Source organism: Bradyrhizobium sp. AZCC 2230, from assembly GCF_036924495.1.
Classification (GTDB): Bacteria; Pseudomonadota; Alphaproteobacteria; order Rhizobiales; family Xanthobacteraceae; genus Bradyrhizobium; species Bradyrhizobium rifense.
In genome coordinates, this window is sequence record NZ_JAZHRS010000001.1 from 2,345,544 (window position 1) to 2,366,085 (window position 20,542).

16 protein-coding genes and 1 pseudogene are annotated in these 20,542 nt (G+C 59.0%); 6 read left to right on the forward strand and 11 right to left on the reverse strand.

The features are described from left to right. The 6 genes from V1280_RS11445 to V1280_RS11470 all read right to left on the reverse strand — a co-directional run bounded on the left by V1280_RS11445 (position 1) and on the right by V1280_RS11470 (position 5,062). A complete protein-coding gene (locus V1280_RS11445) occupies positions 1-639 on the reverse strand; it encodes a phosphoribosyltransferase family protein (protein ID WP_334523204.1) in 639 nt (212 codons plus the stop codon). After that, entirely contained in the window at positions 629-1,309 is a 681-nt protein-coding gene (locus tag V1280_RS11450) for an energy-coupling factor transporter transmembrane component T family protein (protein ID WP_334523207.1), read from the reverse strand. Before V1280_RS11450 ends, V1280_RS11445 begins: the two co-directional genes overlap by 11 nt. Further along, positions 1,306-2,829 carry an ABC transporter ATP-binding protein gene (locus V1280_RS11455; protein WP_334523210.1) on the reverse strand — a complete coding sequence of 508 codons (1,524 nt, stop codon included), beginning with the start codon at positions 2,827-2,829 and terminating at the stop codon, positions 1,306-1,308. The genes V1280_RS11450 and V1280_RS11455 overlap by 4 nt, the downstream gene beginning before the upstream one ends. Positions 2,830-2,853: 24 nt before the next feature. Beyond that, positions 2,854-3,426 carry an aminotriazole resistance protein gene (locus tag V1280_RS11460; RefSeq protein ID WP_334523213.1) on the reverse strand — a complete coding sequence of 191 codons (573 nt, stop codon included), beginning with the start codon at positions 3,424-3,426 and terminating at the stop codon, positions 2,854-2,856. Between the two features lie 249 nt (positions 3,427-3,675). Then, on the reverse strand, positions 3,676-4,380 hold the full coding sequence (locus V1280_RS11465; protein WP_334523216.1) for a phosphoribosyltransferase family protein: 705 nt from the start codon (positions 4,378-4,380) through the stop codon (positions 3,676-3,678). Positions 4,381-4,480: 100 nt separating this feature from the next. Then, positions 4,481-5,062, reverse strand: a complete 582-nt coding sequence (locus tag V1280_RS11470) for a hypothetical protein (RefSeq protein WP_334523219.1) — start codon at positions 5,060-5,062, stop codon at positions 4,481-4,483. Between the two features lie 50 nt (positions 5,063-5,112). Here V1280_RS11470 and V1280_RS11475 point away from each other — a divergent pair, with 50 nt between their 5' ends. From V1280_RS11475 to V1280_RS46765, 3 genes and pseudogenes are all read left to right on the forward strand, one after another. Then, positions 5,113-6,147 (forward strand): LysR family transcriptional regulator, encoded by a 1,035-nt coding sequence (locus V1280_RS11475; RefSeq protein ID WP_334523221.1) that lies wholly within the window; start codon positions 5,113-5,115, stop codon positions 6,145-6,147. A 275-nt stretch (positions 6,148-6,422) separates the two neighbouring features. After that, complete coding sequence (locus V1280_RS11480; protein WP_442895226.1) at positions 6,423-7,271, forward strand: IS4/Tn5 family transposase DNA-binding protein; 849 nt, start codon at positions 6,423-6,425, stop codon at positions 7,269-7,271. A gap of 281 nt (positions 7,272-7,552) precedes the next feature. Next, positions 7,553-7,925: pseudogene (locus V1280_RS46765) on the forward strand (transposase); the annotation flags it as partial. A gap of 626 nt (positions 7,926-8,551) precedes the next feature. On the opposite strand, the gene V1280_RS11490 reads toward V1280_RS46765, so the two are convergent. Further along, the gene (locus V1280_RS11490) at positions 8,552-8,785 is read right to left on the reverse strand and encodes a hypothetical protein (protein ID WP_334523224.1); all 234 of its coding nucleotides are present in this window, start codon (positions 8,783-8,785) and stop codon (positions 8,552-8,554) included. Positions 8,786-8,896: 111 nt separating this feature from the next. Here V1280_RS11490 and V1280_RS11495 point away from each other — a divergent pair, with 111 nt between their 5' ends. Then, positions 8,897-9,379, forward strand: coding sequence for a hypothetical protein (locus V1280_RS11495; RefSeq protein WP_334523227.1), 483 nt, complete (start codon positions 8,897-8,899; stop codon positions 9,377-9,379). A gap of 253 nt (positions 9,380-9,632) precedes the next feature. Beyond that, the gene (locus tag V1280_RS46770) at positions 9,633-9,857 is read left to right on the forward strand and encodes a helix-turn-helix domain-containing protein (protein ID WP_442895227.1); all 225 of its coding nucleotides are present in this window, start codon (positions 9,633-9,635) and stop codon (positions 9,855-9,857) included. A gap of 534 nt (positions 9,858-10,391) precedes the next feature. Here V1280_RS46770 and V1280_RS11505 read toward each other — a convergent pair. The 4 genes from V1280_RS11505 to V1280_RS11520 all read right to left on the reverse strand — a co-directional run bounded on the left by V1280_RS11505 (position 10,392) and on the right by V1280_RS11520 (position 19,594). Further along, positions 10,392-11,681: a sensor histidine kinase gene (locus V1280_RS11505; RefSeq protein ID WP_334523233.1), complete on the reverse strand. Its 1,290-nt coding sequence runs from the start codon at positions 11,679-11,681 to the stop codon at positions 10,392-10,394. 406 nt (positions 11,682-12,087) lie between these two features. Then, a complete protein-coding gene (locus V1280_RS11510; RefSeq protein WP_334523236.1) occupies positions 12,088-12,354 on the reverse strand; it encodes a hypothetical protein in 267 nt (88 codons plus the stop codon). A 1,365-nt stretch (positions 12,355-13,719) separates the two neighbouring features. Then, on the reverse strand, positions 13,720-14,028 hold the full coding sequence (locus V1280_RS11515; RefSeq protein ID WP_334523238.1) for an enoyl-CoA hydratase-related protein: 309 nt from the start codon (positions 14,026-14,028) through the stop codon (positions 13,720-13,722). Positions 14,029-14,143: 115 nt separating this feature from the next. Beyond that, complete coding sequence (locus V1280_RS11520) at positions 14,144-19,594, reverse strand: trifunctional serine/threonine-protein kinase/ATP-binding protein/sensor histidine kinase (RefSeq protein WP_334523241.1); 5,451 nt, start codon at positions 19,592-19,594, stop codon at positions 14,144-14,146. A 510-nt stretch (positions 19,595-20,104) separates the two neighbouring features. Here V1280_RS11520 and V1280_RS46775 point away from each other — a divergent pair. Further along, a complete protein-coding gene (locus tag V1280_RS46775) occupies positions 20,105-20,380 on the forward strand; it encodes a transposase (RefSeq protein ID WP_442895228.1) in 276 nt (91 codons plus the stop codon). Positions 20,381-20,542: the final 162 nt, after the last annotated feature.

A 20,542-nucleotide genomic window follows, 5' to 3' on the forward strand; every position in this document is an offset into this window, starting at 1 on the left:
TCAACCGAAAGTCTCAGGGATCGGCACCCAACCGGAATTCGCGCCGCGGGCAAACTGCGGAATGTGGGCCAAACGGTGGACTAGTGCGCAATCCGGACCCAGCGTTTCCTGCCACTCACGCGCCTCGGTCAGTACTACTCCGATTCCGACGACATCGGCACCTGCACGACGCACCAGTTCTAGCGAGCCCTTCAGGCTCGAGCCGGAGGCCACGACGTCGTCTACCACCGCGACCCGTTTTCCAGAAAGTTTGGGAATCGCCGCGAGGTCCAGTAGCAGGTGCTGCTCGCCCTTGGATGTGATCGACGAAATGCGCTGCTTCAGCGCGTCGGCAAGGTGAATTTTCGGAGACTTTTGCAAAATGACGTAGTGATCGAGCCCAAGCGCCCGTGTGACCTCGATCGCGACGGGAATGCCGAGCGTGGCCGCACCGACGATAATGTCCGGTTTCAACGGTGCAAGCTGTTGGGCCAACGCCTGGCCGACATGAGCGCCGAACTTTACACCCATGTCGATCACCATCATCAGAGAGATAGCGAAATCCGATTTGATCGGTACTATCGGCAAATCGAGGATGGAACCCGCGACATCGACCTTCCAGTACTGGAGAGGGACGAAATCAGTAAGATCAGCACTCATCGGTCTTGTCCTTCACGTGGAGGCGCGCTTCGACAAGTAGGCCGACATGACGCCAGGTCGTTCGGGTGCGCCGCAGGTCGAACCCATAAATTGAGAGCGAGAAAGAAATGGCGTGTGCCATACGGATTGCCTGCACCAACAGGGGCACCCCGCGCGCGAGCGCAAAATGGAGTCGTGTTATGAAGCCGACATCGTCGATCTCCATGCCCCGCGCGCGCTGAGCATCGGCGATCCTTTCAAGATCACTGCGCAGCGCTGGTATGGTGCCGAATACAAGGGATAACACGAGCGTGGCGATCGGCGGCAATCGAGCCGCGCTCGCCGCCGCGAGAATCGCACCTGGCGAAGTCGTTTCCACAACGAAATAGAACGCGGCGGTGGTTGTCACCAGTCGGGCAGCCATCCCGACGGCAACCGGAACGGCAGCAAGCAGGCCGGTGCCTTGAATGTACAAATTGATGATCCAACTCAGCATGACAAGCGCAGTGAGCAATGTTGCGCTCTTCATATACCCGTAGACGCCAGGTACTCGGACCGCCCATAGCCCAAGCACGGAAGCGAACGCCAATGGAACTCCGAACCGCCAGTCGGGCACGAGCCAAGCGACCAACATCACGATGAACGCGACCGCGAGCTTGATGAAAAAGTTCACATCGTGCAGCCAGGTCATGCCGCGCTCCCAACCGCAACATCGCAAGGTGCGGCCCAGCCGAGCGCGCCGAACGCTGGGCTTCGCCAGCCTTCGTTTATCCCACCATCGAAAGCGATAGCGCCGCCCTGAAGGATAATCATGCGGGTCGCGACGTCATCAACAAGTTCAAGATCATGCGAGATCAGCATCACTGCGCGGCCGGACTTCAGCATTGACGACAGAAACAGATCGATCATCTGTCGTCCCTTGACATCTCGTGCCAGCAGCGGTTCGTCCACAATCGCGACGAGCGCGCCGGCAGCATCGGCACACGCCAAGCCGAGCAGCGACTGCTGGCGCGCAGACAGCGCGAACGGGTTTGCATCGGCCAGGTCGGCAAGTCCGTATCGGCGGAGCATGGCTATTGCCCGATCAATCACGGCCCGGTCGGTGGCTGTGGCTGTGGATGCGGTGATCGCGAAGATGATCTCTCCGATCACGGTCATGTTAAACAGGATGTGCCGCATGCTTTGTGGAACATAGGCAATCTTTCGTGCGCGCCGTGCAGCGGACCAGGACTCGCACCGGGCTCCGTCCAGCGAAATCCTCCCCTGAGAGATCTGCGTAAGTCCAAGGATGGACTTGAACAAGGTGGTCTTTCCGGCGCCATTCCGCCCGATCAGCGCCACCACCTCCCCGGCTTGTATCTCGAGACTAACTTCTTTTAACACGGGCTCGCCATGCGAACGCTTCAGGCCGGTCGTCAAGTCCGAGACGGCGAGAAGCGTACGGCCATTGCTCGACGTCGGTCGCTGCGCGAGAATCCGCCGGGGCGGAAGAATACCTGCTTCGATCCACGGGTCGGTCCGTCCGAACAGGTCGTCTCGGGGAAGGGCGGCCGACAATTTGCCGCCCTTCAGCAGTGAAATCGTGTCTACGATACCTCCAAGAGAGGCCGGGTCCTGTTCCGACACCAGCAAGCCGGCAAGCGAAGCTGCAGCACTATCCAGCGCTCTAGAAAGCCGCACCCGAACAGCCGGATCGAGTCCCGTCGTCGGCTCGTCGAGCACAAGAATTGAAGGAGAAGAAGCCAGCGCTGCCGCAATCACAACCATTCGCCGCTCGCCACCCGACAACGTGAGCACGCGACGTCCGCAAAGATCGGAAAGACGGAGTTCGGAAATCAACTGATCGAGCCGCGATCGGATCGCCGCTCTGCCGAGCCCACGATTTTCCATCGGGAAAGCAATCACGTCCTCGACGCTGATATCCCACAATTGGTCATCGACGTTCTGGGAAACGACGCCTATGGCGCGATACAACTCGTCTCCGGTCATCGCGGACAAAGGTTTTCCCCTCAGTTCAACGCTTCCGGCCAACGAAGCTACCGGAATAAGGCGGGGAATGAGACCGGCCGAGGCGTTCAATAGCGTGGTCTTGCCACCGCCAGCCGCGCCGCAGACCAGAAGCCGCTGTCCTTCATCCAAACTCAGTCGGACGTCGGCGAGCACCGGGTTGGGGCCGCCGAAGCCGACGCTAAGGTTCGAAAGCTTGAGCATGTGAAGCTTGATCGCGCCGTTTGCTCAGAATCGCCCGAAGCCAGCTGGATGAGCGCCCTTGAGAATCTTCAGGGCAGGAATCACCAGAAGCGGCGTCCCTATGATCATAGGGACAATATCGGACAGGCCAAGATAGCCGACTGCCCACCAGAACGGAAAGATGCCGAGGTAGGCCAGGCTCGCGGACACCGCGACGACCATCACCAGGCCGATGCCGAGGCAGACCGCCGCAATCTTAAAAAGAGCTGAACGAGTCAAGCTTGACTTGGACGGGTCGAACAAGAGCCCCGGAACAAGGCCAGTCAGCCCAACCATGATGCCGTCGACGATCAGTGAATGGGCAGGAATGAAGGTACCAGCAAGCAAGGCCCACACAATGGTGCCGATATAGCCGCAGATGAAGCCGCTGCGCCAGCCCAACAGGATCCCAACCAGCGGAGGCAGGAACGCGAAAATACGCCATTGGATTACACCCGGCACTAGTTGAATGGGGTTGGCGTAGGCCCACAGCACGCCCGTCGCGGCGGCTGCGACGACGGACAGGACTATTGGAAAGAGAGTGTTGCCCTCACTCAGCGACATTGTCGTAGTTTTCATTGGATGACCTCCTGGGTTTTCGTCACAAGATAAAGACTGCGTCAGCCGACGCTATTCGGAACAGCTAGACTGCACTTGCGGCGTCGAAGTTGCCCCTTGAGCCTCCCCAGAACTTTTGTTTTAAACATCCAAGACGTGGTGTCCTGGTATCTTCGTTCGTTTCATCGATCCGGGCCGAAGCGGGAGTGACCGCCCTTCGTGAACCTCGGTAGCGCGGTCGGAGTGACGATTGAATGTCCATGGCGCACATCACGCGACAGCGCTTTTTCTGCCGGTGCGGCCCGCTGCGCGTCGTCCACTTTGTGGTGACGAAGCAAGCAACGCCGGCTTTGCATTTGCCTCGGTCGACGGATCCGGCACCGCGGCACCGTCCACAATATCGAACTGCGGGATGTGACCGAGGCTATTGACGAGCTCGGCATCTCGGCCGAGCGCCGCACGCCATGAATGGCCCTCGGTTAGGATTACGCCGGCACCCATCACCTCGGCGCCTGAGCGGCGTACCAGCCTGATCGCGGCCGCCATGCTGGAACCGGTAGCAACGACATCGTCGACGATCAATACACGCTTGCCTTGAAGCAGCGTGATGCAGCGGCGATCCAGAAGGAGTCGCTGCGGGACCGACGTCGTGACCGACCTGACCTCTTCTACCATGGCATCGGCAAGATGAAATTTCGGCGACTTCTGCAAGATAACGTAGCGGTCTTTACCAAGACGCCTAGATACCTCGATCGCGATGGGGATGCCGAGCGTAGCGCTTCCGACGACGATGTCGGGCTTAGAAGCGGCAAAATGCCTGGCCATAGCCTTTCCGACCATGTCGCCGAATCGAACGCCCATGTCGATGACCATCAGCAGCGAGATCGCGCGCCGCTCGTTCAATTGCATGATCGGCAAACGAAACGTTTCGCCTGCGATTTTCGCGGTGTATGTTTCTGGCGTAATGATAAGCATCTCAATTTCCCGATGGTCGGTGCCGCGTTATGCAATCGGTGAAAATAGTGGACTAGAACGAGCGAATTCCCGGCGTCACGTTCGCTCTTATTCGCTTCAGCTAAACCACACTGGATGTCTTTAACGAGAGAGCTTCCGCGACTTTCGTCTCAAGCTCCTCGAGTGTGTCGACGAAGCCGATATCGGTTTCCACCGTGATCTCCTTGGGTATGGAGGTTAGAGTGTCTCGCATGACCAGAACCTTCGGTCCCCTCACCCACTTGGTCCAGGCAATCTCCGCAATTGTGCCGCAGGACAACCCGATGCAAATCAGAAGGTTTGAGAATTCGCAAATGAAGGCGTGCTGGTGATGCCAAGTAAACCCACCTATGACTTCGTCACAAGCCGCTGAATTTTCTAGGCAGTTCGGCGTAGCCACGGCGTCAGAAGGCCCACCGGTCGGGACAAGTCCCACGGTCCACGCGCCTTGGGCTTCCCTATAACCGCGCATGCCCGACACGGCCACACCACGATCGGGAACGATCGTCAATATTGCACTCATCCGCGCGATCACGCGCCCTGCGCCATAGGCCGCATTACGGTATCGGTCTTCGGGAATGCCGCTGGCTTGCGAAATCCTCTGTAGGTTTGTCGGCCCGATCAAACCGATCACGGGCATCTGGGGGCGCTTCTGCTTTTGCATTATCTTCTTCATTTGTTGCCGGAGGTCATCGTCTCGACCGGACGATCAAGATGTCCGTTGTTCGTGATTTCTATAGACGCGGAAGACCCGCGACATTACAAACGACAAAAAATGTCTGGACCGTTCTCTTTTTTTCAACGCAAGATCAGGGTCTGATGAGCAGAGTTCTTTTCTCGCGATTTGCGCACTACCTGGACGAAATTGCTCGCCTGGGCTCGATCAGAAAAGCAGCAGAAAAGCTCAATGTTTCGGCGTCGGCAATCGACAAGCAATTGATCAATGCCGAGGAGGAGTTCGGCGTTGCCCTCTTTGAACGCTTGCCGCGAGGGATGCGCCCGACATCGGCCGGGGAAATCCTCCTGCACGGTATCCGAAGTTGGCGCAAAGACCTTTCCCGCATCAAGTTCGAGATCGAAGAACTCAAGGGTCTGCGCCGGGGCGAGGTGAAGATCGCAGTCTCGCAGGAGACGATATTCGACTTTTTGCCGCGCGCATTGGCGGGCTTCATGAAAGATCACCCACGTATCAGCAACCATGTCACAGTTGCTGATTCAGATCAGGTCCGCAGAATGGTGTTGGACGGACAGGCCGATTTCGGGCTGACAATGAGTCCTCAACCGCTGCCCGGCGTGGCGGTCACACGCGCCGCCCAGTTTCACCTTAGAGCGGTAGTTACTGCGGACAGCGACCTCAGGCTCAAGAAGACGATATCACTAAGCGAGTTCTTCCAACGCCCGACAATTATTCCGGACGGCAGCATTCACTTGCGGGACATTGTCGACATTGCGGCCGCAAAGAACAAGGTCCGGTTACAACCTGTGCTGACGACCAATAATCTCGAACTGATGCGTTCGATGGTGCGCGAGGGCTGCGGGTTTGGTCTGGTGACGACGTTCAACAATATGCCGACGGAGCGCATGGACGGGCTTGCTTACATGCCAATCAACGACCGGGGCATTCCTCCCCTCACGCTTTCTTTAATCATCGCGCCGGAACGAAAATTTTCAATCACCGCGATCCTATCCCGGCGATATTTTGAGATCTATTTCGATGATCTAGAACGCCAGTCCATCCGCGGAAAATGAACTACCGCAGGCCCTGCCTCGCATCTGACGAACGCCGCAGGTAAGCGGCCGGTGAAGCTTTCAACTACCCACAAATGCTTGATTCGATTGTGATAGTCCTGATCGAAAAATCTTGAATCGGATGAATCGCTTGTGATTCATTGTCGGGCACCTGAATCGCGACGGGGAGATGCCTTGATGTGTTCAAGCGGAACGATGTCTCGTTGGTCGGCCGTCCCGGATAGTCGCCAGGATGATGGTGATGAAAGTGCCGTCGAACATGGACGGAGCGCGAGATCGACAAGACAGCTTTCAAGGATGCCCGTCTCGGTCAACGATTTAGCGGGCTGTTGAAGCAAATTGGTGACGGCATGGGCGGGAGCATACCGTTCGCGTGCCAGGACTGGGCGAACACGAAGGCGGCCTACCGCTTCTTCGCCAAGGAGCGCGTGGAGGAAGCAGATATCCTCAGCGGTCACTTCGCTGCCACGCGCACGCGTTACGATGATTGTAGAGGCCCGATCCTCCTCATTCAGGACACGACGGAATTCTCCTACCAGCGTGCGAACACTCGCGCGATTGGCCTGACCAAGAGCGTCAACAGCGGCCGGGACAAGGACGGCCGTTGGCGCCATCACACGGTCTGCGGAATGCCGATGCATTCCAGTCTCGCCGTGACTGTCGAGGGCCTACCGCTGGGATTGGCGGCGGTGAAGTTCTGGACACGGAAAAAGTTCAAAGGCACGGCGCAGCTCAAGAAGAAGATCAACCCGACCCGCGTTCCGATCGAGAAGAAGGAAAGCGTTCGCTGGCTCGACAATCTCAGGCAATCGATCGAGCGGCTCGCGCAGCCGGCGCGTTGCATTCATATCGGCGACCGCGAAAGCGACATCTACGAATTGTATTGCCTGACACAAGAGCTTGGCGCTCACTTCCTTGTCCGTGCCTGCGTCGATCGGCTGGCAGGCGATGGCGGTCATACGATTGCAACCGAGATGGAAGAGACCAGCGTCAAAGGCTTGCATTACATCGATGTACGCAACGACAAGGGCGAGACGACGAAGGCCGCGCTGGAAATCAAGTTCAAGCGGATCGCGGCTTGCCTCCCATCGGGAAGCAGAAACGTTATCCAACCCTCGACCTGACGATAATCCATGCCACCGAGCGCGGTACGCCAAAGGGCCGCAAACCCATTGAGTGGAAGCTCATCACGGACCTAGCCGTCCGCAGTCGCTCTGAAGCAATCGAGAAGATCAACTGGTACGCCATGCGGTGGAAAATCGAGGTGTTCCACAAGATCCTGAAATCAGGCTGCAAGTCAGAAAATATCGCAGTGTTTTCAAGGGCCATTCTGACATTTTCGGTGTTTTTGGCTCGTTGAGGTCATTACAGAATTTCTCGTTGTCAGAATGGCGGTTGCGCCTGCGACCGGAGCGGTGTCACCTTCCGATGGAAGGACTATCGTGTCGAGGCTCGCGACCGTCAGAAGATCATGACACTCGCTAGCGCCGAGTTCATCCGCAGATTCCTGATCCACGTCCTGCCGTCTGGCTTCCACCGCATCCGCCACTACGGCCTGCTCGCCAGCGGCACGCGCGCCGGCAACATTGCCAAGGCACGCCGCCTGCTCGACGTGCCTGCGGAACAGCACGAGGCCGGCGATGAAAGTCGCGCCGAGGACGTCAAACTCTCGCACCCGTGCCTTTGCTGCGGCGGCCGCATGGTCATCATCGAGACATTCCAGCGCGGCGCCTCGCCGCGCGGTATCAACCGCCGTAATCAGGATCGATACATCATGATCGAAGTCAATTCGCGGCGACACCCCGGCGCGCCCCTTCTGTATCGCTGCCTCCTGACCGGCAATGATCAGGCTCGCCCTCGCGCAGCCGGAACAGCCGTCCTGTCGTTCGATCTCTGCTGCGGGACGCCGGTTCTGCCTGTCGCGACTGGCCGAAACTGCTCGCCGCCCCGTCGACTGCTTCCCAGAGAGGCGATCAACGCACTCCGGTAATAAGCCGCCAGCGTCCAAATCCCCATAGCGTCTGACGCGCAGCTTCGTCACACCTCCCGCGGTTTCGTCCTTTGTAGGTTTGTGTACGCCGGCCCCACGTGTCCGCCGCGCCACCATCATGGGGCCACCCTCCGCAAACCTTCACAATACCCGACCTGCCAAATGCGGACTGCTCACTGTGCAAAGCGGACTATCGCACATCCGCCTGCCATCGCCGTCATCGCTGGACACGCTATTGAACGAGCCGCGCGTCCTTTAAGAAACTGTCGGCTATTGGACGTTCCCGCTGCAGATCATCAATGCCGCCGGCAGCGGGACGAGCATCTAAATCGCTGAACTTGTACAATCGGATCACTAATTTGAATAAAACAGTTAAATTCTGCGAATTGTGCCTACCTCAAACTCGAATTGAGCCTACATGCGAACTGTCACCGACCTCAACGCCAGCGGTCCCATCGTGGACCCGACCATCGTCACTTCCAGCCCCAACAGGCTGGTGCTGAACTCGGTCTCGTTGGCGAGGCTGCCGTCTGGATTGAACGCGTTCACGTCGACGGTGGTCGAACCATCGACATTTTGCGCGACGGTGTGCCGGGTCGCATAACCAGCAGGTACGGAATAGGCGCGACATCGCCGTGTCGACCACATCCGGCATGCTCGAGAGCTCGCGCATGTCGGCCCCGCGACCACCGTGTGCAGCGGGAAACAATACACCGCGAACGGCGTGGAGCACGACGGAACGCTAGAAAGGATGGACCGATGACCGAGGCTTATGGACAACGGCTTGGCGAGCGATTTCGAGTCGAAAACGCACCGGCGATGGTCACCCGAGCATTTTGCAAAGGTGAGATAGCCGTCACCGAGCTTCGATGTGATCGCCCGTCGTCGGAAATGAGCGATTCGATTCGGCTGGAGGATGCGTTTCTCCTCACTTTGCACTTTCGCGATATTCCCAATCGCGAATATTGGGAGGGTGGCCGACGAGCGCCGCTGTGCGACTTGCGGGCTGGCGAGACTTGTCTCCAGGACCTGAAGCGAGATCCCACCGTCCGCCTCGACAAGCCCCATCACTCTCTGGTTTTTTATCTGCCGCGGGCGGCGCTGGACGCGATCGCTGACGACGCCAACGCGCCCAGAATTCGCGATCTGAGCTATAAGCCCGGAGCGGGCGTCAACGACGTCGCGATTTCCCGACTCGGGAGCTTGCTGCTGGCCCACCCTGAACCATCCCGCTCAAGCTAGCAGGTTGTTTGTCGACCACGTCTTGTCGGCGGTCGGGGTGCATATCGCTCAGACCTATGGAGGCATGCAGCCGCTGTCGCGGCTTCCCCCTGGGTGGGCTCGCGCCATGGCAGGAGCGACGCGCGAAGGAGATGATCACCGCCAACCTCGGTGGTATACTGCTAAAGGAGCTGGCGCGGGAATGCCGGTTGTCAATGTCCCATTTTTCGCGCGCGTTTCACGTTCCGTAGGAATGCCGCCGCACCGATGGCTAATGAAGCGCCGTATCGAGGTAGCAAAGGAAAAGCTGCACGACGGTCGGATGTCCCTGACTGATGTGGCCGCGGCCTGCGGCTTCAGCGACCAAAGTCACCTCTCGCGAGTTTTCAGACAGACGGTTGGTGTAAGTCCGGGTGTATGGCGTCGGGCGCGACAGCAGGGCGCAGAATCCACAAATCGTCGTACGTTGCTCCAAGAGGGAGACGCCAGCGGCGTCTAACAAGGCGGGATGGATCATCCTCATCAGCTGGCTATAGCCATTCTCGACCTTTTCTTCGAGGCCCACAAACTCATCGGAATCGGAGCGATTTTTACCGACGGGACCACCGCGCACAATTGAAGCAGTTCGACTCGACGATGACCACGGACTTAGGATATCAGTTCGCGGTCTTCCCGGGCTTTACCCTGTGTCGAAGCTAAAAAACTTTGAACGTCAATGCTTAATCGGGTGATGCATTGCATTGCGCAGCAACAGCTAGCTTTCCGCCAACTGGACCATTGTCTCGGCTTCGCGATTGGCAAGCGGATCTGTGTGACCCCACAGACCCATCAGAGGCTAGACCTTAGTGTAGGCCAATGCTCCGCCTTTGACGTGAGGACGACGGCCTATGGCGCGTAGACTGATGTCCGGATGGGAAAGCGAAGAACTCAGAGTGAGCAAATCCAGTCCGCTTCGCTCCACTAAGCGGACCTCAGTGGCGAGTGTCGTCACTTCGCCGGTGGGCCAATAAGCGAACCGATCACGGATGGCGGCTCAGTCAGCGGGGATCGTAAACTGAAAGAGAGCACCGTGCGGCTCGCACCTGGTCGCCCACAGCCGCCCACCATGCGCTTCGATAATCGAGCGGCAGATCGAGAGGCCCATGCCCATGCCCTCGGGCTTGGTCGTGTAAAATGGCTCGAACAGACGCGAGAGGCTCTCCGGGCTCAGCCCCGGGCCGGTGTCCCGCACCCCGACGCGCATGCTGCCTTCGGACGGGACGGCATCGATACTGATCTGCAATTCGCGTGCGCCTTTCCCAACACCACTCATCGCCTGAAAGGCGTTAACGATTAAGTTCAGCATCACTTGTTGCAGTTGGACCCGATCACCTTGGACACGCGGCAAGCCCTCCACAAATTGCGTCCGCACCGACACGCTATTGTTTGCGGCCTCCGTACGGGTGAGAGCAATAACCTCCAGGATTGCATCGTCGATCGCTACGGCATCCTTTCGTGCCGGCACCTTCTTGATGAGAGCACGAATTCGCTCGACGACCTCGCCTGCGCGATTCCCCTCCTTGACAATCAGAGAGAGCGCGTCATCTACCTCACGAAAATTCGGTGGATCCGCGCTTAGGAAACGCCGAGCGGCTAACGCGTATGTGACTGCCGCTGTGATTGGCTGGTTCACTTCATGGGTGATCGAGGCCGTCAACTGGCCCATCGTCGCGACGCGGTTGGCATGCGCCAGCGCCATCTGCGCCTCGCGATATTGCCGCTCGAGGCGGGTGCTCTCCAAGGCAATGGTGGCTTGCGCAGCGAAGTCCCTGAATAAGGAAATCTGTTTGTCGGAGAACGGCTGCACCTGTGTGCGGCCCAGACTAATTGTCCCGACTATATCGTTGTCTTTGAGCAACGGCACAATCAGGGTAGCTCGATAACCTGCGTTCACCGCCGCGATCCAAGAATCATCCCGATCGCCTCCAAGTGCTGCCAAGTCGGGGATGTGGGCGGGTAACCTGCTTATGGCTACTCGACTCTGTAAGCTCCCCTTTTCTGCGAGCGCGGGGAATACTAACCACAGATGACTAACCAAAAGGGGGTCCCCTCGCATCGCCACTAGACGAAGGCCGCTTTCCTCGGAGAGACGTAAGGTGACTACGTCTGCTCGACAGAGACGTGTGGAGCTGTCGAGGATGGCGTCGAAGATGGGCTGCAAGTCGTGCGGCGAGCTCGCAATGGCGCGCAGAACTTCCGAGATGGCCTTCTGTTGCTCGATGAGTTCGGTCACCCGATCTTGCAGCTCAGAAGCGGTCCCTTCTCCGTGGATACTCTTGTTCATGGGAGCAGTTCTTCGGCTTAGACGGTGAGGGCAGCAGAATGGCTCGAGCCGCAGTTTGCGATAGCTCTCGCGGCCGTCCAAACGGAAGATGCGGCCAAACATCCAACGTCTGCGAGGTGGCACATCCGCTCACTCCCGTGCGTCACGGTTCGGCTCGGATATTCCCAGAATGATGGCGCCACGATCTCATGGTCGGTCGAACGCCGCTTGGAGGGATTTGATATGTCGAGGAGGACTGTGCTCTATTCTGTTAGCCGCTTGCCGCGCGGCGCCCAGTCGGCCGATCGTCGAAAATGCAGGAACCAAGCAGAGCTGATCGCGCTTAGAAATTCAATATGGAATTCTGGCGGCAAAGCTAAAGGGCCTGTCGGCAACACATAGGATGACGAAATCACCTCATATCAATTTAAGACATCAGCCTCAATTTAGACGCTCTGCGGGCGATAACGAAGGGATAAAAACGACCGCGCACACCTTCAACGTTAACAGCAGATCGCGCGAATGCTTTATCCGCATCAGCATGAGAATCTTGCTCAGCTCCCCGCTGGCAGTCGTCGGCAAGGGCCTGAAGCTGACCAGCAATCGCTCGGTCGGTTATAGCTTGAGCAGCGTGGAGCATGGCCTGTGCTGTCCTTAGGTATTCCTTGCCTCGTTGTGAGATCTGGAAGGTCATAGAGACCTCGCGCGGTTCTCTGACGTCCTGGTTAGGGTAATTTGGAGCCAGAGCAACCAATTGCGGTCACTCTCCCTGCGAGCTCTGAAGCGATCGACGCACGTCTTGGAACAAAGCGGGGTTCGCCACGAGTAGTGCCGGACGAGACCAAACTTGCCATCACAAACTGCGCATCGCGCGGCTCTGCCGGATCTAGGACTTTCGGAGCAGTTTGGCATTATGGCCTCCTCTTGGAATTATCGTCGCTGTTCGTCGATCATCCTTTGGCCGTCGCACTTCATTAGCTGCCGTTTCTAACGGACGTAACTTAAGACGATCGCGATCAACGGCTCAATTGAACGTAGGTAAACCGTCGGGCATCCAAAGGGGGTCATGGAACGATACGAAGGTTTATGGGCGCTCACCCTCAAAGCCGTCCACCAACGCAGGGTCAACGACTGCAGATCGGATCGCTAAAAATGCTACATCAAGTCCTAAGCAGGAAGCTGGGTACCGCGCGCCAGTGCGCATCCGATCGATGAGATATTCGCCCGAAAGGAAAGCAGGAAGAACGCAGCGGGGTCGAAAGCTCCAAAGGCCGACGTTTCGCTACAAGCGCGGGCTTCGGCAAGAGTGTATTTTCATCTGCCATGAAGATGTCGGGTATCAACTCCGGACTATGGATGGCAGATCCTCTGATGAGCGTGCCAGAAGATATGGATGATACTCCGGTTGGCTCGCTCGGCGTCGTGGAGCATCTTATTAACCCTGCTGTCCGCGACGGTATCGCCCGCCCATTCGTTCTCACAAGGAACACTGGAACAACGCATCGCATGCACACCCGACGTACTCAGACTTTGCAGTGCGTTTATTCCCAATGCTGATGAGATACGTCCTGTCTCAGAAAGAAGAACGCCGAGCTTAGCGATGCATGCAGGACGGCGTTCGACGCGACAATGACCCAACTACCCGGTGCGAGCGATGACGCCCGAGCTCGCAACGCACCGCAAGATAGGGACCGGTGGTGAGATGCCCGTTCAGACAATGAAGTTTGTAGTGGTGAACAACAGGGCCCCGCGTAACGCCTCCGTCTGCGCGGCGTGCGCGCGACCGCTGGAACGGGGCTACTTGCACGATCGTTCCATATCGAGACACTATTGCGGGGTCGAGTGTCACCCCCTTGTAATTGGATTCTCCGGATCGGTCGCCACACCCAACCCGTTCGACCTAGCCATCGCTTGGCCGAAGCTGACGGTTGATGTCGCGTCATCGCTGTTCGATAGCGCGTGGAGCGACCATCGCAGCTGATGCTCGAGACGCATTCCATCTGACTCTGCGGGGACCTGAAAGGCCCGGCACTCCACGAATTTCGTACTCACGCTCGGGTTAAATGAAGTCGCAGTGCATCAGCACAGTGGTGCCGGCACCGATTGCGGCGCCGTGGACCGCTGCGACCAATGGCTTGTCGAAGTTGAACAATGCATTCATGAGGCCGGCCCGTGGCGACTCGCCTGGCCCCCGAGGATTCTTGAAATAACCCCCGATATTGTTGCCCGCGCCGAACGAATCTCCCGCGCCGTGCCAAAGGACGACCTGCATGTTCTCGTCATGCGCTACCTCGTTGAAGACACGTGCGAGAGCTACGTACATGGCTGACGTCATCGCATTCCGCTTCGTCCGGCGGTTCAACTGCACGCGCTGGAATGGCTGTGCTGCTCATCGCTGGCGTAAAGCGCGACTCACCACCGATGATTAGGATGCCTGGTGAATCCGACGTCTGCCGCGTCGTGGATCCGAAGCGGCATTCCACTCACGATGCCGCGGCCGGATGAGCCGGCGCAGTGAAACGAAAGATAGCGCCACGTGGCACGTTAGGGCTCGCGCACAATCGTCCGTTATGCGCTTCGATAATTGACCGGCAGATCGACAGCCCAAGCCCCAATCCGTCCGGTTTCGAGGTGTAGAAAGCCTCGAACACGCGCTCAAGAGCCGCCGGTGCGAAGAAGCCTGGACCCGAATCTTGCACCTCGACTGACACTCCATCCGGTTCGTTACGGGTGATGATGAGCAATTCCCGCTCCTCTTCGCCGACGGCGCGCATCGCTTCGATGGCATTGATGATCAAGTTAAGTAGTACCTGTTGCAGCTGGACCCGATCTCCCTGGACATGCGGCAAACCCTCCGCTAACTGCGTCCGCACCGAGACGCTATTGTTTGCAGCCTCCATCCGGGTGAGAGCAATAACCTCGAGGATGGCATCGTTGATCTCTACGGCGTCTTTTCGGGCGGGCGCCTTCTTGATGAGCGCACGGATTCGCGCAACGACCTCGCCTGCGCGATTCCCCTCCCTGACAACAAGAGAGAGCGCGTTATCCACCTCGCGAAAATTCGGTGGCTCCGCGCTCAGGAAACGCCGAGCAGCTGACGCGTATGTGACTGCCGCTGTGATCGGCTGTTTCACTTCATGGGTGATCGAGGCCGAGAGCTGACCCATGGTGGCGACGCGGTTGGCGTGCGCCAGTTCCATCTGCATGTGCCGCAGCGCCTCTTCTGCCCGCTTGCGCTCGGTCAGATCGAGCACGAACGCCACACCCTGGTCTCGCTGTTCGTCGAATCCGGCCGAACCGATCAGCACGGGCACGCGGCTGCCATCCTTGCGCACGTACTCGCTTTCATATGGTTGGACCGCCTCGGTCGTATCCATTGCCTCCAGGGTGCTGGCGGTGCTGGTGCCCCATTCCAGCGGCGTTAAATCGTTCCAGCGCATGTTGCCGGCGGCGAGATCCTCCCGATCGTATCCCACCATCCTGAGAAACGCGTCGTTGGCTTCGATGATTTCACCCGTCCGGCTCGAGATGAAGATCCCGATGATGTTGGAATCGACCAGGCGCCGGATTTTCGCCTCGCGTTCCGCGACGTCGCGGTACAAACGGGCGTTCTCCAGGGCGATTGCCGCCTGTGAGGCGAGCAGCTTCAGCACCGCGATCCGCCCCGGCGTGAACACATGCGACGCCAAGCTGTTTTCGAGATAGAGGACGCCGATCAGCTCGGCCTGCTTCAGCAACGGCAAGCAAAGCAGCGACCGAACCCGCTTGCGGCTCATGTATTCATCTTCGGAAAACATGCTCTGTTCGCGGGCATCATCGAGAATAACCTGACTCTGAGTGCGGATGACTTGCTCAAGAATCAGCAGGGGCAATTCCGAAGGCGTCACCGGCGTTTCGACAAGACGGACCCTGACACCATCGCGACCGCTCGTCGCTCGCGCCTCGATCCGGTACCGGCTGCCGTGCGGAAGGAGCAGGAGGCCGCGGTCGGCCCCGGCATGCTCGACGGCAATCACCATCAGCGTCTCGATCAGCTTCTCGAGCACGATCTCGCCGGCCACGGCCTGCGACATCTTGATGAAGATGGCGAGATCGAACTGCTCGACCGGCGCCTCGAAGGTCGGCCTCGGGGCCAATGGTGCTTGTTTTCGGATCCGGGGGTGGCTCTGGTCGAGCTGTGCGACCTTGGCAAGGGCTCCCCAGCGGGCGTAGCAGTCGCCGGCCTCGTCCAGATAGGTATCTGCCACCTTGTCTAGACCGCGAAGGCGATAGAATCGAGCTGCCAGTTCGCCCGCGAGCGCCCGGTCCTGGAGGAAGCCGCGCTCCGCGGCCGAGCGAATTGCCTGTTCGTACAGCTGCATGGCCTCGACGTCTCGCCCTTCCAGGCGTGCCCATTCCGCCGAGACCAGGGAGTGTTTATGCGCGAACGTCGCCGGGCAGCTCTCAGCCCATCGCTGAAGCGACTCCAGGTGTCCAATGAGGTCCTCGCGAAGCTCTGCTCGTCTCACCGGCAACGACGCTGGAAAGACCGCGGCGATGGCAAGAGAATGATAAAAGCAGTAATCCATCGACTGAAGATTGAGACGCGCCGACCAGAGAATCGGCTTCGCCTTGGCGGCAAACTCAAGGGCTCTCTCCGCGTTGTCCAGCAAGACGTGCCGCTGCAATTGCAGGATCCAGAGAAAGCAGGCAACGATAGGAACGCCGCCCCGGAGCACCCGCGCTTCGAGCGCCGCCTCGTCGAGGGGCACGCCGCTCCCCACGCCGCCGCGAAGGCTTTGGACGAAACCCTGGATGCTCAAAATGACCAGCTGGCCGAACTTGTATTTGCGGACGAAATCCAGGGCGCTTGCAGACTCGAGCCACACCTGGTCGAGAGGATCGCCGCGCGCCAGCAGATCGGTGAGACGATGCTGACGGTTGAAGCAGGCGTAGACCATCTCGCCGGTTTCCGCAACAGATCGAATCGCAGCCTCGAGGCAGGTCAGAGCATCTTCGATTGGACGCGTCCAGAGGACCGCCATTTGCATGAGGAAATGTGCGCCCGCCTTTTGCGCACTGAACCCGTATCGTTCGGCGACTGCGACCGCCAACCGTGCAAAGGCCTCCCCGTCTGCGAAACGATGGAATGCCGGACCAAGAACGACGGCGATCGCGCCGTAGCCGATCGTGGAGTACTCGCTTGTGCCATGGCGACAGGTCAGCTTGACCATCCAGCAGGAAATCACTTGGAACAGATCGCCGTCGGCGTGATAGGCCAATTCACCCAATGCACTGAAAAGCTTCATGACAGCCCGTATCTCCGGGTCATCCATCATCGGCAGGTCAACTAGGCTCTCGATCGGGCGATCGCCGAGGGTCCGGCGCATCTCCTCGTATTCTGCACGCATCTGTTCCGGCGTCGGCGTGTCCGGCAGGTCGACGCCGAACGTTCGCAGGCATTCGAGCGCCGTGCGCACCGCCGGGGCGTAGTTGCCTTGCCTCAATTGAAGAAGCATGTGCAGGCGACAGATCTCGGCTTGATCGATCTTCGATTGCGCCTTGATCAGCAACACCTCGACGAGTCCCGCGGCCTGTTCCACGTTCGAGTTGAGGATCTCGCATTCTGCCCGTTCCAGGAACAGGCCCAACATCAAGTCGTAGGATCTTTGCCACCCTTCGTCTGACAGAATGGCGATGCCTGCTGCGAGGTAATTGGAGGCCGAGGCATAGGCGGTCGAGGCTTTCGCCTTCCGGCCCGCAATAAAATTGAGTTCGGCCGCGCGCAGCTTCTCGGGCCACTCGGAAATGAGCGCCGAGCCCAGGTTAAGCTGGTTGACGAGATCGTAGATCTTCTCCGCAATCCTCTCCTGCTCTGTTTCTGCGACAAGAAGACGTGCAATCCGCAGATGGAGTTCGGCGCGACCTTCCGACGGAATCAGCGCATAGGCGGCTTCCTGGACCCGATCATGGAAAAACCGATACCTCCCCTCCCGGGGGACGGCGGCGCCGGCGCGGACCGCGTCGCGAAAGCTTGCATGCACCGCTTCGTCCGACTCGCTGCGCAGTTTTGCCAAGGTCGCGAAGTCAGCGTGATTGCCCAGGCAGGCGAGCAGTTTCAACGCTTCCTGAGCCGCCGGAGCGAGACGGCGCAACCTGCCGATCATCAGGTCCACCGGATTGTCGCTGAACTTCTTGTCGACGATAGCGTCGAAATTCCACGTCCACGACCGCGAGCGCGGATCGAATTCGACCAGCGCTTCTTCTGCCAGACTTGTGAGGAACTGCCCGGCGAAGAACGGATTGCCGCTGCTTCTCCTGTGCACCAGTTCAGCGAAAAGCCGTATCTCGTCGGGAGCACGCCGCAAGGTGTCGCACAGCAATTGGTTGACGTTGTCGACCGAGAGCGGGCCGAGAACGATCTGATCCAGCCTCGCACCGGCCCGGCGGAAGGCCTCCAGCTTGAGCATCAGCGGATGTGTCGAGTCGACCTCATTGTCGCGATATGCGCCGATCAGCAACAGGTGCCGCGTGTCGGGATGGAGGAGGAGATATTCGATAAGCGTCAGCGTAGCCGGATCGAGCCATTGCAGGTCATCGACGAAAATGACCAGCGGGTGTTCCGCCCTCGCGAACACGCCGACGAACCGCTGGAACACGGTCTGAAACCGCAGTTCGGCATCGACGGGCGAGAGGACCGCTATGGTCGGCTGTGGGCCTATCAGTCGAGCAAGGTCGGGAATGAGGTCGGTCAGCAGACGGCCCTGATTGCCGACAGCTTCTTTGATCGCGTCTCGCCAGCGGGCGATGTCGTCCGCGTGGCCGTTCAGTAGCTGTTGAACCAGCCCCTGAAACGCTTGAGCCAACGTCGAGTGGGGGGTGTCCCTGAGGCGTAGATCGAATTTTCCCGAAATGAAGATACCGCGGGGCAGCACGATGACCTTGTGCAACTCGTTGACGACCGACGACTTGCCGATGCCCGAGTAGCCAGAAACCAGAACGAGCTCCGAACCGCCATGCTTCACTACACGATCGAAGGCAGCGAGCAGGGTGGCGATCTCGCCCTCGCGTCCATACAGCTTCTCCGGGATCATCAGCCGGTCCGACGCGTCCTGCAGACCAAGCGGGAACGGCTCGATCCGTCCGAACGACTCCCAGGCGGTCAGGCACTTGCGCAAATCCGCCTCGACTCCTGCTGCGGTCTGGTAGCGCTCCTCGGCAGTCTTCGCGAGAAGCTTCATGACGATCATCGAGAGCGGATCCGGCAGCGCGCTTGCAAGCTCGTGCGGCGGGACAGGCTCTCGCGCAATGTGACAGTGGATCAACTCGATCGGGTCAGCGGCGGTGAAGGGCAACGCGCCGGTTAACAGCTCGTAAAAGGTGATCCCCAGCGCGTACAGGTCGCTTCGGGAATCGACCGAGCGGTTCATCCGGCCTGTCTGCTCCGGCGCCATGTAAGCGAGGGTGCCGGTGATAGTCTCCGGCGGCTCTGGCGCCTGGCGCTCGCGCGGCACGCGTGATGCGATCCCGAACCCCATCAACCACACGCCGTTGCTCGCCGACTCCACCAGGATATTTGCCGGCTTGATGTCCTTGTGGATTAGGCCACGCTCATGCACATGGCGGAGCGCGCCCGCGAGCGGGATCGCGATGCGCAGGAAATGCGATACGTCTAGTGGCCGGCCAAGCAGTCGATCGAGCGGCGTACCGCCGGGATCCTCTAGCACCAGCGTCATACGGCCGTTATCATGGGTAAGCGCGACGGGTCGCGCCGCCCAGTCGGCGTCAAGTTCGGATTGGAGCGAATATTCGTGTTCGAGCCGCTCGACGCAACCGGGCGAGGTTTCTTCTGCGGCAACAAGCAGGATCGGCGTCAAGCCATTGCCAGAGCCTCGGTATAGAGCGATGTCGCCCTCCCGCAGCGACGAGAATATGTAGCCCGAGAGCTCGTTCAAGAAGGCCTCCTGGTAGGAGGATTACTCTAACGCATTGATTAGGTTACGTTTGCTTTTGCCCGTCAACCCAAAAATAGGCGATCGTCCCGATATGTTGGGTTAAACGAGAACCTCGCGGGCCTATGGCTTGTAGAGCCGAGACGCTTGGCAAGGAACGCACTTCTTCTAAAGTGCGCGTTATGTTTGGGACCCGATCCGCACAGAGCATTAGGGTCAGCGGCCATACCTGCCGCATCTAGGCCGGACACGTGGCCCAACCCGGACATTGCAAACCAATAATGCTGCCGATGTGATCGTCACATATCTTGTGAAAGGATAAAAACGTCCTCAAGTTCGGCATTGTCGCGCCGGTCGGGCATAGAGGGGTCACCGACCTGCTGCATATTGTTGCCGACCCAAAGGACACGCGGGTGCCAGAGGTTGCCCGCTCATGCCTTGCCCCGCTCGGTGCTCAGCTGCTCAGCCTCGAGGATCAGATTTTGAAGTTCGATCGGATGATCCTGGCCTGGTATCGGTCAATCAGACGAGCAAGCGACTTCATTACATCCCGGGGTCGGTCCGATGCTTGCAACTGCGCTGGTCGCTAGTGTTGCCGATCCCACCACCTTTCGGTCAGGACATAACTTCTCCGCCTGGATTGGGGTCATTCCCAAACAATACTCAAGTAGGGGCATGCAGCGGCTCGGCAGCATCAGTAAACAGGGCGATCGCTATCTGGGGAGCCCGTTCGTGGCCGGAGCGGTCGCCGCCATCCACTGCGCCAAAATCCGTGGCGCGGAACATTGACCCTGGCTTACGGCGTTCCGCCATTTCGTTACCTCCATGAGTGCTCCGGCTGCTTCCGGCTAGAGCATTTGTCGGGTGCGACTTGCACCTACTGGAAAGCGCCGTCTTGTTGGCTGCCCATTCTCACCCGCCGCGCAACGCATCCGCACCAGCCTAGGGCGC